Source organism: Micromonospora matsumotoense, from assembly GCF_900091525.1.
GTDB classification, from domain to species: Bacteria; Actinomycetota; Actinomycetes; order Mycobacteriales; family Micromonosporaceae; genus Micromonospora; species Micromonospora matsumotoensis.
Genome location: NZ_FMCU01000042.1, coordinates 1 through 15,091, shown reverse-complemented (window position 1 = coordinate 15,091; position 15,091 = coordinate 1). Strand labels below are relative to the sequence as shown.

The following is a 15,091-nucleotide window of genomic DNA, read 5'->3' as shown; positions in this document are numbered from 1 at the left end:
GCCCGTAGTCGGCCAGCATCGGGTCCATCAGGTGCGAGTGGAACGCGTGCGACACCCGCAACCGGCGCGTCTTCACCTCAAGCGACGCCTCCAACGCGGCAACCTGCTCCTCGGTGCCAGAGACGACGACGGCCCGGGGACCGTTCACCGCCGCCACGTCCACGTCACCGAGATCCAACTCGACAAGCGGCGCGGCGATCGCCAGCATCGCGCCGCCCGCCGGCAGGGCCTGCATCAGCCCGCCCCGGGCCGCCACGACACGGCAGGCGTCCGCCAGGGACCACACCCCGGCGACGTGCGCCGCAGCCAACTCACCGATCGAATGACCCGCCACGAAATCCGGCTTGAGACCCCACGACTCGGCCAGGCGGAACAACGCCACCTCGACCGCGAACAACGCCGGCTGCGTCCACCCCGTCTGATCCAGAACCCCGTCCGGATCGGTGAACATCACCTCCCGCAGATCACCATCCAGCAACGGCCCGAACGCCGCACACACCTCGTCCAGGGCGGCGGCGAACACCGGGAAGGCGTCCGCCAGCTCGCGACCCATGCCGACCCGCTGCGCACCCTGACCGGTGAACAGCACCGCAGTCCGGCCGGTGCTCAGGTGGCCGTGCACGCCCTGACCGGCGGCGAGCGCGCGGAGACCGGCGACGCCGTCACCGACGGCCACCCCCCGGTGTTCCAGCGCCGCCCGGCCGGTGCCGAGGGTCAGCGCGACGTCGGCGGGGTGCAGGTCGGTGTCGGTGAGGAAGTCGGCGAGGCGGGCGGCCTGGGCGGCGAGGCCGCTGGCGGAGCGGCCGGAGACCGGCCAGAGCGACACCGGCGCGGTGACGGGGTCGGTGACCCTCGTGGTGGCGGAGCCGGCCGTCGGCGCGGTGGCGGGGGCCTGCTCCAGGATCAGGTGGGCGTTGGTGCCGCTGATGCCGAACGACGACACCGCCGCCCGACGCGGACGACCCTCCACGGGCCAGTCCACCACCTCGGTGGCGAGCCGCACCTCACCCGCCGACCAGTCCACGTGCGGACTCGGCGCATCCACGTGCAACGTCTGCGGCACCACCCCGTGCCGCATCGCCATCACCATCTTGATCACACCCGCCACGCCCGCGGCAGCCTGCGTGTGACCCAGGTTCGACTTCACCGACCCCAACCACAACGGCTGCGCCCGGTCCCGACCGTACGTCGCCAGGATCGCCTGCGCCTCGATCGGATCACCCAACGTGGTGCCCGTACCGTGCGCCTCCACCACATCCACCTCGGCGGCCGACACCCGGGCGTTCGCGAGGGCCTGCCGGATCACCCGCTGCTGCGCCGGTCCGTTGGGCGCGGTGAGACCGTTGGACGCGCCGTCCTGGTTGACCGCCGAACCGCGGACGAGGCCCAGGATCTGGTGCCCGTGCCGACGCGCGTCGGAGAGCCGTTCGAGCACCAGCACGCCGACGCCCTCGGACCAACCCGTCCCGTCGGCCGACGCCGCGAACGGCTTGCACCGACCGTCCCGCGCCAACCCCTGCTGCCGGGAGAACTCCACGAACGTCTCCGGCGTCGCCATCACCGTCACCCCACCGGCCAACGCCAGATCACACTCACCCGACCGCAACGCCTGACCCGCCAGATGCATCGCCACCAACGACGACGAACACGCGGTGTCGACCGACACCGCCGGGCCCTCCAGCCCGAACGTGTACGCCACCCGACCGGTGACGATGCTGCCGGAGCTGTGCCCGGAGACGTAGTCGTGGTACATCACCCCGGCGAACACGCCGGTGGACGAGCCGCGCAGGGTGCCCGGGTCGATGCCGGCCCGCTCGAACGCCTCCCAGGACGTCTCCAGCAGCAACCGCTGCTGCGGGTCCATGATCACCGCTTCGCGGGGGGAGATGCCGAAGAAGACCGGGTCGAACTGGGCGGCGTCGGTGAGGAACCCGCCCTTGTCCACGTACGTGGTCTCCGGGCGGGTGCCGGTCGGGTCGTAGAGCCGGGCCAGGTCCCAACCCCGGTCGGTCGGGAAGTCGTCGACGGCGTCGGCGCCCTCGGCGACGAGCCGCCACAGGTCCTCCGGCGAGGTGATGCCGCCGGGGTAGCGGCAGGCCATCCCGACGATCGCCACCGGCTCGTCGGCGACGGTCGTGGTGACCCGCTGCACGGTGTCGGCGTCGTCCGGGCCGGCGATCTCGCTGAGCAGGTGCCGGGCCAGGTCACGCGGGGACGGGTAGTCGAAGATCAGGGTGGCGGGCAGCCGCAGACCGGTGCTGACGGAGAGCCCGTTGCGCAGCTCGACGGCGGTGAGCGAGTCGAAGCCCAGCTCCTGGAACGCCCGGCCGGCGTCGATCCGCTCGGCGGAGGCGTGCCCGAGCACCGTGGCCACCTGGCTGAGGACCAGGGCGGTCGCGGCGCGGTCGCGCTCCTCGGCGGAGAGCGCGGCGAGGTCCGCCGCCCAGCCGGTCGCGGTGGTCCCGGCGGCGCGCGCGGCCGTCCGGCGGGCCGGGCGGACCAGGCCGTGGAACGGCAACGGCAGGTCGTCGCCGAGGGCACGCAGGGCGGCCAGGTCGAGCCGGGCCGGCACCGCGGTCGGGTACGGGTTGCCGACGGCGGCGTCGAGCAGGGCCAGCCCGTCGGCGGTGGCCAGCGGCAGCACCCCACCCCGGGACATCCGCTCCCGGTCGGCGTCACCGAGCCGGTCGGTCATCGCCGAACCCTCACCCCACAGCCCCCACGCCAACGACACCGCCGGCAACCCGGCGGCACGACGGGTGACCGCCAGCGCATCCAGGAAGGCGTTCGCCGCCGCGTAGTTGCCCTGCCCCGGCGCACCCAGCACCCCGGACAACGACGAGAACAGCACGAACGCCGACAGGTCCCGGCCCCGGGTCGACTCGTCCAGCAGCGTCGCCGCGTCCACCTTGGGACGCAGCACCGCGGAGAGTCGGGCGGCGGACAGCGACGACACCACGCCGTCGTCCAGCACGCCCGCCGTGTGCACCACCGCCGACAGGTCCGGGTGGCCGTCGACCAGGGCGGTGACCTGGGCCCGGTCGGCCACGTCGGCGGCGACCAGCTCGACCTGCGCGCCGGCCCCGGTCAGCTCCGCGACCAGGTCGTCGGCACCCTCGGCGGCCGGGCCCCGGCGGGACACCAGCAGCAGCCGGGACACCCCGTGCGTCGCCACCAGGTGCCGGGCCACCGCCGTGCCGAGGGCACCGGTCGCGCCGGTGACCAGCACGGTGCCCGCACCGAACAGGGGGGTGTCCGGGGTGGACGGGGCGACGACCTGGCGGGTGAGCCGGGGCACCGAGACCACGCCGTCGCGGACCCGCACCTGCGGTTCACCGGTCGCCACCGCCACGGCGAGGGACGCGGCCACGTCCGCATCCGGGTCGGTGTCGATCAGCAGCAACCGGTCGGGGTTCTCGGCCTGCGCCGAGCGGAGCAGGCCCCACACGGCCGCCCCGGTCGGATCGGTCCCGTCGTCACCGACGGCGCGTCGGGTGAGCACCACCAGCCGGTGGGTGTCCGGGCCGGCCAGCCACTCCTGCACCAGGCCGAGCACCCGGTTCACCTCGTCGTGCACCGCCTCGGGGCCGGTGACGTCCCCGGCGGCTCCGGCGGTCAGCACCAACAGTTCGAGGTCGGACGCCGCCGGGTCCGACGTGGTCGGGGCGGTGCCGGTGGGCCGGGCGGCCGGGTGGTGGGCCCAGGGCGGGGTGGTCGTGGTCGTGGGGGTGCCGATCTCCTGCCAGGTCAGGTCGAACAGCGCGTCGGCGACCCCGCCGGGGCGGGCCACCTGGACGGGGCGCAGCACCAGCGAGTCGACCGTGGCGACCGGGGCGCCGACCGCGTCGGCGACCGCCACCCGTACCCCGGAGCCGACCGGGGTGAGCCGGACCCGTACCCCGGCCGCGCCGGTGGCGTGCAGGGTGAGACCGGACCAGGCGAACGGCAGCCCCCGGAAGGTGTCGCCCTCGGCGAGGCCGAGGGCGTGCAGGCCGGCGTCGAGCACGGCGGGGTGCAGGCCGAACCCGTCGGCGTCCACCCCCTCCGGCAGGCTCACCTCGGCGTAGAGCTCGTCGCCGCGTCGCCAGACCCGGCGCAGGCCCCGGAAGACCGGGCCGTAGACCAGGCCGCCGGTCGCCAGGTGGTGGTAGAGGTCGTCGGTGGGCACCGGTTCCGCACCGGCGGGCGGCCACTCGGTGAGGGCAGTCCCGGTGGTACGCCGACCGGCGGCGAGCACCCCGCTGGCGTGCCGGGTCCACGGGGCGTCGGTGTCGGCGCTGCGGGCGTACACCTGAAGGGTGCGGGCCTCGCCGGCGTCGGCGGGGCCGACCACGACCTGGAGTTGGACGGCGCCGCGTTCGGGCAGCACCAGCGGGGTTTCGATGGTGAGTTCGTCGACGGTCTCGACGCCGACCTGCGCGCCGGCGTGCAGGGCGAGGTCGACGTAGCCGGTGCCGGGGAAGACCACCGCGCCGTCGACGGCGTGGTCGGCGAGCCACGGGTGCCGGTCGAGGGAGAGCCGGCCGGTGAGGACGGCCCCGTCGGCGTTGGCGAGGGTGACGGCCGCGCCGAGCAGCGGGTGGTCGGCGGAGTCCAGCCCCATGGCGGTGGCGTCGCCGGGGTCGGCCGGGGCGTCCAGCCAGAAGCGTTGGCGTTGGAAGGCGTAGGTGGGCAGGTCGACGGACCGGCCGCCCGGGTTGACCGCCGCCCAGTCGAGGTCGACGCCGCTGATCCACGCCTGGGCCATCCCGGCGGCGTACGCCTCGACCTGCGCACGCTTGCGGCGCTGGAGCGGGATCGCGGTGGCGTCCTCGACGCAGTCGGCGACCATCGCGGTCAGCACACTGTCCGGCCCGATCTCGACGAACCGGGTCACCCCGCGCGCCGCCAGGGCGGCGACCGCGTCGGCGAACCGCACGGTCCCCCGCACCTGCCCCTGCCAGTACCCGGCCGACGCGAACTGCTCATCGGTGGCAAGGTCGCCCGTCGCCGTCGACACCAACGGAATGGTCACCGCATTGGCGGTCACCCCGTCGAGGACCCGCCCGTACTCGGCCAGCATCGGGTCCATCAGATGCGAATGGAACGCATGCGACACCCGCAACCGGCGCGTCTTCACCTCCAACGACGCCTCCAACGCCGCAACCTGCTCCTCGGTCCCCGACACCACCACCGCGCGCGGACCGTTCACCGCCGCCACATCCACGTCACCCAGATCCAACTCCGCCAACGGCGCAGCGATCGCCAACATCGCCCCACCCGCCGGCAGGGCCTGCATCAGACCACCCCGCGCCGCCACCACCCGACACGCATCCTCCAGCGACCACACCCCCGCCACATGCGCGGCGGCCAACTCACCGATCGAATGCCCGGCCACGAAGTCCGGCTTCAACCCCCACGACTCCGCGAGACGGAACAGGGCCACCTCGACCGCGAACAGGGCCGGCTGCGTCCACCCCGTCTGATCCAGCACCCCGTCCGGATCGGTGAACATCACCTCCCGCAGATCACCATCCAGCAACGGCCCGAACGCGGCACACACCTCGTCGAGGGCAGTAGCGAACACCGGGAAGGACTCCGCCAACTCACGACCCATCCCCACCCGCTGCGCACCCTGACCGGTGAACAGCACCGCCGTACGACCGGAAACCACCCGGCCGGACAGGCCACCACCGGCCGCCAGGGTCTCCAGGCCGGCCACGTCGTCGCCGAGCACCACGCCCCGGTACGCCGCGCTGCCCCGGGTGGTGCCGAGCGAGTACCCGACGTCCACCGGACGTTCGTCGGTGAGGAACTCCCGCAGCCGGTCCGCCTGCCCGGCGAGCGCCGCCGCCGACCGACCCGACAGCGGCCAGAGCACCACCGGCGGCTCGGCGGCCTCGACCGGCGCGACGGTCTCGACCGGCGGGGCCTGCTCCAGGATCACGTGCCCGTTGGTGCCGCTCACCCCGAACGACGACACCCCGCCCCGGCGCGGCTGGCCGTGGTCGGGCCACTGCCGCGCCTCGGCCAGCAGTTGCACGGTGCCGGCGGACCAGTCCACGTGGGTGGACGGCTCGCCGACGTGCAGGCTCTTGGGCAGGACGCCGTGGCGCAGCGCCATCACCATCTTGATCACACCGCTGACGGCGGCGGCGGCCTGGGCGTGGCCGATGTTCGACTTGACCGAGCCGAGCCAGAGCGGCCGGTCCGCCGGCCGGTCGTGCCCGTACGTGGCGATCAGCGCCTCCGCCTCGATCGGGTCACCGAGGGTGGTGCCGGTGCCGTGCGCCTCGATCAGGTCGACGTCGCCGGAGGTGAGGCCGGCGTTGGCGAGCGCCTGGAGGATGACCCGCTGCTGGGCCACCCCGTTGGGGGCGGTCAGCCCGTTGGACGCGCCGTCCTGGTTGATCGCGGAACCCCGGATGACGGCGAGCACCCGGTGGCCGTTGCGCTGGGCGTCGGAGAGCCGTTCCAGCAGCAGCATGCCGACGCCCTCGCCCCAGCCGGTGCCGTCGGCGTCCTCGGAGAACGGCTTGCAGCGGCCGTCGGAGGCCAGCCCCCGCTGCCGGCTGAACGCGACGAACGCGCCGGGCGTCGACATCACGGTGACGCCGCCGGCCAGCGCCAGGCCGCACTCCCGCTGGCGCAGCGCGTGCGCGGCCAGGTGCAGCGCGACCAGCGACGACGAGCAGGCGGTGTTGATGGTGACCGCCGGCCCCTCCAACCCCAGGCTGTACGCGACCCGCCCGGAGATCACCGCGCCGGAGCTGCCGGTGCTCATGTACGCCTCGACCGGCTCGGGCAGCACGGTGAGCCGGTCCCAGTAGTCCTGCCCGCCGCAGCCGACGAAGACGCCGACCGGGCCGCCGCGCAACGAGTCGGGGTTGATGCCGGCCCCTTCGCACGCCTCCCAGCTCGCCTCCAGCACCAGCCGCTGCTGCGGGTCCATCGCCAACGCCTCGCGGGGCGAGATGCCGAAGAACTCGGCGTCGAACTCGGCGGCGTCGTGGACGAAGCCGCCCTGCTGGACGTAGCTGCTGCCGGCGGTGTCCGGGTCGGCGTCGTAGAGGGCGGCGGTGTCCCAGCCCCGGTCGGTGGGGAAGTCGCCGATGGCGTCGACACCGTCGGCGACCAGCCGCCACAGGTCCTCGGGCGAGTTGACCCCGCCCGGGTAACGGCAGGCCATGCCGACGATCGCGATCGGGTCCTGCTCCTGCGACTCGACCTCGCGCAGCCGCTCCCGGGTGCGGTGCAGATCGGCGGTGACCCGCTTCAGGTAGTCGAGGAGCTTCTCTTCGTTCGCCATCCGAACCTCACCAAACTCGTTGCCAGCGGGACACGTTGCTCCGGGAGCGCGGTGGCGGCTCAGGTCATGCCGAGTTCCTTGTCGATCAGGTCGAACACGTCGTCGGCGGAGGCCGTTTCCAGCCGGTCGACCAGGGTGGTGCCCGCGGTGGTGCTGAGGGTCTCGTTGAGCTTCGCCAGCAGCGACTGGAGCCGGCCGGTGACCCGGTGACGTTCGATCTCCTCCGGCGTGAGGCCGGCGACGGTGACCTCCAGCCGGTCCAGCTCGGCGAGCAGGCCCCCGGCGGTGTCGCCGGTGTAGCCGAGTTCGGCCCGCAGCTGGTCGGCCAGTGCGGTCGGGTTGGGGTGGTCGAAGACCAGCGTGGCGGAGAGCCGTACGCCGGTGGCGGCGCTGAGCCGGTTGCGCAGCTCGACGGCGGTCACCGAGTCCATCCCGAGTTCCTTGAACGCGCGCTGCGGCTCGACCAGGTCGGCGTCGCCGTAGCCGAGGACGGCGGCCACGTTGGTGCGGACCGCCTCCAGCAGCAGGGCACGTTGTTCGGCCTCGGGCAGCGTGCCGAGCCGGTCGGCGAGCGCCGAGGACGACGCCGGGTCGGTGGCCCCGGTGTCCTCGGGCGCGGCGTCGGGCAGTTCGGCGAGCAGCGGCCGGGGCCGGGCCAGGGTGTAGATGGGGCCGAACCGGGCCCAGTCGACGTCGGCGACGACGAGGTGACTCTCGTCGTGGTCGAGGGCCTGACCGAGCGCGCCGACGGCGAGCCGGGGGTCCATCACGCCGACGCCGAGCCGGTCGAGGTGGGCGCCGACCTCACCGCCGGCCATCCCACCGCCGCCACCCCAGCTGCCCCAGGCCACCGAGGTGGCCACCGCACCCCGGGTCCGCCGTCGGTGCGCCAACGCGTCGAGGAAGGCGTTCGCCGTCGCGTACCCGGCCTGCCCGGCGCTGCCCCACACCGCCGCGCCGGACGAGAACACCACGAACGCGTCCAACGGCCGGTCCGCCAGCAACTCGTCCAGGTGCACCGCGCCGAGCACCTTGGCCCGGCACACGTCGGCGAAGTCGTCGAGGCCGGTCTGCCCCAACGGCACCTCGGGGTGCAGCACCCCGGCGGCGTGGAAGACGGCGGTCAGCCCGTCACCGAGGTCGGCCAGGAGCGCGGCGACCGCGTCCCGGTCGGCCACGTCGAGGGCGACGACGTCGACGCCCGGGTGCCGGGCCATCAGGTCGGCCGCGCCCGGGGCGGCCGGGCCGCGCCGGCTGGCCAGCACCACCCGCTGCGCGCCCTGCGCGACCAGCCACTCGGTGACGTGCCCGCCGACCCCGCCGGTGCCGCCGGTGACCAGCACGGTCCCGGTGGGTCGCCAGTGCCGCTCGGGCGTCCCGGTCACCGGGTGGCGGACCATCCGGCGGGCCAGCGGACCGGACGGACGCAGCGCGACCTGGTCCTCGCCGCCGCCGGTCAGCACGTCGGCCAGCCGGTCCACGGTCTCCGGCGTCCACTCGGCGGGCAGGTCGACCAGGCCGCCCCACCAGCCGGGGTAGTCGAGGGAGAGCACGGTGCCCAGGCCCCACAGCGCGCCCTGGGCCGGGTCCGCGACCGGCTCGAACCGGTCCACGCCGACCCCGCCGGCGGTGACGCACCAGAGCCGGCCGGTGAAGTCCGACGCGGCCAGCGCGTGCACCAGCGACACGGTGGCGGTGATCCCGGCGGACAGGCCGACGCCCAGCGGGTCGGGGCCGTCGTCCAGGGCGAGCAGGGAGAGCACCCCGGCGGGGGCCTCCCGGCCGGCGTGGTCGGTGCCGGTGACGGTGACCACCTCGGCGCCCCGCGCGGCCAACCCGTCGGCGAGGGTACGCAGCCGGTCGTCGTCGGCCAGCGTCGCCGGGGCGACCACCCACCACACGCCGGTGAGCTGCCCACCGGCCGGCAGCTCGGTCGGCCGCCATGCCACCCGGTAGCGCCAGCCGTCCACGGTGGTGACGTCGCGCTGCCGGGACCGCCACGACGTCAGGCCGGGCAGCACCTCGCCGACCAGCGCGCTGTCGACGCCGAGGCCGTCGGCGAGCGTGTCGACGTCGGCGCGTTCCACCGCGTCCCAGAACCCGGCGTCGGTGCCGCCACCGGCCGGGGCGGCGGTGGCCGGCGCGATCCAGTAACGCTGGTGCTGGAAGGCGTAGGTGGGCAGGTCCGCCCGGCGGGTGCCGGGCAGGGCGGCGGCCCAGTCCACCGCGACGCCCCGCACGTGCAGCTCGGCCAGGGAGGTGAGCAGCCGGTCCAGGCCGCCGTCGTCGCGGCGCAGGGTGCCGGTGACCACCGTCGGGTGGTCCGCCGCCTCCAACGTCTCCTGCATCCCCATGCCGAGCACCGGGTGCGGGCTCACCTCCACGAACCCGGTCCAGCCCTGCCCGGCGAGAGAGCGGATCGCCGGGTCGAACCGGACCGTGTTGCGGAGGTTGTCATACCAGTAGCGGGCGTCGAGGGTGGCGGTGTCCACCCAGTCGCCGGTGACGGTGGAGAGCATCCGGATCGTCCCGGTACGCGGGTTGATCGGGGCCAGGTCCTCCAGCAGCCGGTGTTCCAGCGCCTCCACCTGCGCGGAGTGCGAGGCGTAGTCGACGGCGACCTGCTTGACCCGGACCCCCTCGTCGGTGAGCGCGGCGATGAGTTCGCGCAGCGCCTCCGGGGTGCCGGAGACCACCACCGAGCCGGCCCCGTTTACCACGGCGAGGGAGATGTCGCCCGCCCACCGGGCGATCCGCTCCTGCGCCCGGTCGGCGGGCAGCCCGATCGAGACCATGCCGCCCCGACCGGCCAGCTTCTCGCCGATGGCCCGGCTGCGCAGGGTGACCACCCGCGCCCCGTCGGCGAGGGACAGCCCGCCGGCCACGCAGGCGGCGGCGATCTCACCCTGCGAGTGGCCGACCACGGCGTCGGGTTCCACGCCGTACGCCCGCCAGGTGGCGGCGAGGGAGACCATCATTGCCCACAGGGCGGGCTGCACGACGTCCACCCATTCCAGCGACGGCGCACCGGGCACCCCGCGCACCACGTCGAGCAGGTCCCAGTCGACATAGGCGCGCAGTTCGGTGGCGCAGCGGCGCATCTGCGCTTCGAAGACCGGCGAGGAGTCCAGCAGCGCGGCGGCCATGCCGACCCACTGGGCGCCCTGGCCGGGAAAGACGAAGACGACCCGGCCGGCGGCGTCGGCGGTGCCGGTGACGGCGTTCGGCGCGGGCTGGCCGGCGGCGACCGAGGCGAGCCCGGCCCGCAACTGCGGCAGGTCCCCACCGAGCACCACGGCCCGGTGCGCGAGCCGGGCCCGGCCGACCAGCGTACGGCCCACTGCGGCGGGGTCGGCCGGAGCGGCGTTCAGGTGGGACAGCAGCCGTTCGGCCTGGGCACCCAGCGCCCGGTCGGTGTACCCGGAGACCACCCACGGCAGCACGGTGGGAGTGGCCGGCTGCGCTTCCTCGTCGGCCGGGGGCACCTCCTCCAGCACCACGTGGGCGTTGGTGCCGCTGATGCCGAACGAGGAGACCGCGCAGCGGCGGGCCCGACCGGTCTGCGGCCAGTCGACCGGCTCGGTGAGCAGCTTCACGGTGCCCGACGACCAGTCGATCTCGCCGCTGGGCTCGTCGGCGTGCAGGGTACGGGGGAGCAGCCCGTGCCGCATCGCCTGCACCATCTTGATCACCCCGCCGACACCGGCGGCGGCCTGCGAGTGGCCGATGTTGGACTTCAGTGAGCCGAGCCAGAGCGGCCGGTCGGCGGGGCGGTCCCGGCCGTACGTGGCGAACAGCGCCTGCGCCTCGATCGGGTCGCCGAGCCGGGTGCCGGTGCCGTGCGCCTCGACCGCGTCGATCTCCTGCCCGGCGAGCCGGGCGTTGGCGAGCGCGGACCGGATGACCCGGCGCTGGGAGGGGCCGTTGGGGGCGGTGAGGCCGTTGGACGCGCCGTCCTGGTTGATCGCGGAGCCCCGCACGACGGCGAGCACCGGATGCCCGTTGCGGCGGGCGTCGGAGAGCCGTTCCAGCACCAGCACGCCCGCGCCCTCGGCCCAGCCGGTGCCGTCGGCGGCGGCGCCGAACGCCTTGCACCGGCCGTTGAAGGACAGCGCCCGCTGCCGGGAGAACTCGACGAACGCGGCGGGGGTGCCGATCACGGTGACCCCGCCGGCGACGGCGAGCGAAGACTCCCCGGCGCGCAGCGACTGACACGCCCAGTGCAGGGCGACCAGCGACGACGAACAGCCGGTGTCGACGGTGACCGCCGGCCCCTCCAACCCGAGGGTGTACGACAGCCGGCCGGAGACGATGCTGCCGGCGCCCCAGCTGTCCGGGTAGTCGTGGTAGACGACGCCGGTGAACACGGCGGTGGGGCTGCCCTTGAGCGACAGCGGGTCGATGCCGGCCCGTTCCAGCGCCTCCCAGGACGTCTCCAGGAACAGCCGCTGCTGCGGGTCCATCTCGGCGGCCTCGCGGGGCGAGATGCCGAAGAACGTCGGGTCGAAGTCGGCGGCGTCGTGGAGGAAGCCACCTTCCCGGGTGTAGCTGGTGCCGGGGTGGTCCGGGTCCGGGTCGTAGAGCCGGTCGAGGTCCCAGCCCCGGTCGGTGGGCATGCCGGAGATGGCGTCGGTGCCGGCCACGACGAGGTCCCAGAGGGCCTCGGGCGAGTCGACCCCGCCGGGGTAGCGGCAGCCCATGCCGACGATGGCGATCGGCTCGGCGGCGCGCTCCTCGATGTCGCGGAGCCGCTCGCTGGTCTCGTGCAGGTCGGCCGTGACCCGCCGCAGGTAGTCACGAAGCTTCTGTTCGTTGGACATCAGGAACCCATTCCTGGACGGGGCCGACGGAGCGGACGGATCATGAGGTGCCGAACTTGCTGTCGATGAAGTCGAAGAGGTCGTCGTCGGAGGCGGTGTCGAGGTCCTCGGTGACGCTGGCGACCTCGGCCGGGCGTTGACCGGTGGTCCAGGCCGCCAACAGGCCCTTGAGCCGCTCCCCCACCCCGGCCCGGGTGCTCTCGTCGAGGGCGGCGACCGCGTCGGCGTCCAGGGTGGACAGCGCGGCCTGGAGCCGGTCGAGGTCGTCGAGCAGGGTGACGCCCCCGGCGTCGGCGGGCACCAGCTCGGTGAGCAGTTGCTGGGCCAGTTCGGTCGGGGTCGGGTAGTCGAAGACCAGGGTGGCGGGCAGCCGCAGCGCGGTCTCGGTGGCGAGCCGGTTGCGCAGCTCGACGGCGGTCAGCGAGTCGAAGCCGGCCTCCTTGAACGCCCGCTCGGGGTCCACGTCGGCCCCGGAGGCGTACCCGAGGACGGCGGCGACCTGGTCGCGGACCAGCGCCAGGACGGTGTCGAGGCGGTCCGGTGACGGCATCGCGGCGAGCCGGCCGGCGAGGTCGGCGGTCGTGGCGACCGGGGCGGCCGGTTCGGTCTCCGGGTGGGCGTCGGGCAGCGCGGCGAGCAGTGGCCGGGGCCGGGCCAGGGTGTAGACGGGGGTGAACCGGGCCCAGTCGATGTCGGCGACGACCAGGTGGCTCTCGTCGTGGTCGAGGGCCTGACCGAGCGCCCGGACGGCGAGCCGGGGGTCCATCGGCGGGGTGCCCTGCCGGCTCAGGTGGGCGCTGGCCTCCCCGTCGGCCATGCCGCCGCCGGCCCAACTGCCCCAGGCGACCGACGTGGCGACCGCCCCCCGGGTCCGCCGCCGGTGCGCCAACGCGTCGAGGAAGGCGTTCGCCGTCGCGTACCCGGCCTGACCGGCACTGCCCCACACCGCTGCACCGGACGAGAACACCACGAACGCGTCCAACGGCCGGTCCGCCAGCAACTCGTCCAGGTGCACCGCGCCGAGCACCTTCGCCCGGCACACGTCGGCGAACTCCGCCACGCTGGTCTCCGGCAGCGACTTCTCCTGGTGCAGCACCCCGGCGGCGTGGAAGACGGCGGTCAGCCCGTCGCCGAGGTCGGTCAGCAACGCGGCGACCGCGTCCCGGTCGGCCACGTCGAGGGCGACGACGTCGACGCCCGGGTGCCGGGCCATCAGGTCGGCCGCACCGGGGGCGGCCGGGCCGCGCCGGCTGGCCAACACGACCCGGTCCGCGCCGTGGTCGAGCAGCCATCCGGTGAGGTGCGCGCCGATGCCCCCGGTGCCGCCGGTGACCAGCACGGTCCCGGTGGGCTGCCAGCGGCGTTCGGGGCTGCCGGCGGCGGGCCAGCGGACCAGCCGCCGGGCCAGCACCCCGGCGGTACGGACGGCCACCTGGTCCTCCGCACCGGTGGCGAGGACGTCGGCGAGCCGCGCCACGTGCTCGCCGGTCCAGTCGGTGGGCAGATCGACCAGGCCACCCCAGGAGTGCGGGTACTCCAGGGACAGCACGGTGCCGAGGCCCCAGAGCGCGCCTTGCGCGGGGTGCGGCAGGTCCTCGAACCGGTCGACGGCGACGCCGCCCACGGTGAGGCACCAGATCCGGCCGGCGAAGTCGGTGGCGGTGAGCGCCTGGATCAGCGCCACGGTGTCGGTGACGCCGACGGAGAGCCCGGCGTCGGTGGCGTCGGGGGTGTCGTCGAGGGCGAGCAGGGACAGCACCCCGGCGGGGGTGTCCCCGGCGGGCAGGTCGGTGCCGGTGACGGTGACGACGTCGGCGCCCCGGGCGGCCAGTCCGTCGGCAAGGGCGGTCACCCGCGCGTCGCCGGTCGATGCCGGCGGTACGACGAGCCACCAGGTGCCGGTCAGTTCCCCGCCGTCGGGCAGTTCGGTGGAGCGCCACACCACCCGGTAGCGCCAGTCGTCCACGGTGGACGCGTCGCGCTGCCGGGCCCGCCAGGCGGCGAGGCCGGGCAGCACCTCGGTGACGACGCCGGGGGCGACGCCGAGGCCGTCGGCGAGCAGGTCGGTGTCGCCCCGGTCGACGGCGTCCCAGAACCCACCGTCGGCGTCATCGGTGCCGGTGCCGGTGGTGGAGTCGGGCTCGATCCAGTAGCGCTGGTGCTGGAAGGCGTAGGTGGGCAGCTCGACCGGTCGGCCGCCGGGGTGGACGGCGGCCCAGTCGAGGTCGACGCCGGTGGTCCAGGCCCGGGCCATCCCGGTGGCGTAGGCGGTGACCTGGTCGCGGTCCCGGCGTTGCAGCGGAATGCAGGCGACCCCGTCGACGCTGTCGGCGGCCATCGCGGTGAGCACGCTGTCCGGGCCGATCTCCACGAACCGGGTCACACCCCGCGCGGCCAACGCGGCAACCGCGTCAGCGAACCGCACCGTCCCCCGCACCTGCCCCTGCCAGTACCCGGCGCTGCCCAACTCGGCCTCGGTCGCCAGGTCACCCGTCGCGGTCGACACCAACGGAATGGTCACCCCATTGGCGGTCACCCCGGCGACGACCCGCCCGTAGTCGGCCAGCATCGGGTCCATCAGGTGCGAGTGGAACGCGTGCGACACCCGCAACCGGCGCGTCTTCACCTCAAGCGACGCCTCCAACGCGGCAACCTGCTCCTCGGTGCCAGAGACGACGACGGCCCGGGGACCGTTCACCGCCGCCACGTCCACGTCACCGAGATCCAACTCGACAAGCGGCGCGGCGATCGCCAGCATCGCGCCGCCCGCCGGCAGGGCCTGCATCAGCCCGCCCCGGGCCGCCACGACACGGCAGGCGTCCGCCAGGGACCACACCCCGGCGACGTGCGCCGCAGCCAACTCACCGATCGAATGACCCGCCACGAAATCCGGCTTGAGACCCCACGACTCGGCCAGGCGGAACAACGCCACCTCGACCGCGAACAACGCCGGCTGCGTCCACCCCGTCTGATCCAGAACCCC

General features: G+C 74.6%; 3 protein-coding genes. All 3 read right to left on the bottom strand.

Annotated elements, in window-relative coordinates; all coding sequences use genetic code 11:
* On the bottom strand, positions 1-7,288 hold a 7,288-nt coding region (locus GA0070216_RS33350), incomplete at its 3' end, for a type I polyketide synthase (protein WP_091254879.1).
* A gap of 59 nt (positions 7,289-7,347) precedes the next feature.
* Complete coding sequence (locus GA0070216_RS33345; RefSeq protein WP_425413219.1) at positions 7,348-12,111, bottom strand: type I polyketide synthase; 4,764 nt, start codon at positions 12,109-12,111, stop codon at positions 7,348-7,350.
* Positions 12,112-12,148: 37 nt separating this feature from the next.
* Positions 12,149-15,091, bottom strand: a 2,943-nt coding sequence (locus GA0070216_RS33340; protein WP_141723297.1) for an SDR family NAD(P)-dependent oxidoreductase, incomplete at its 5' end; no start/stop codon positions are given.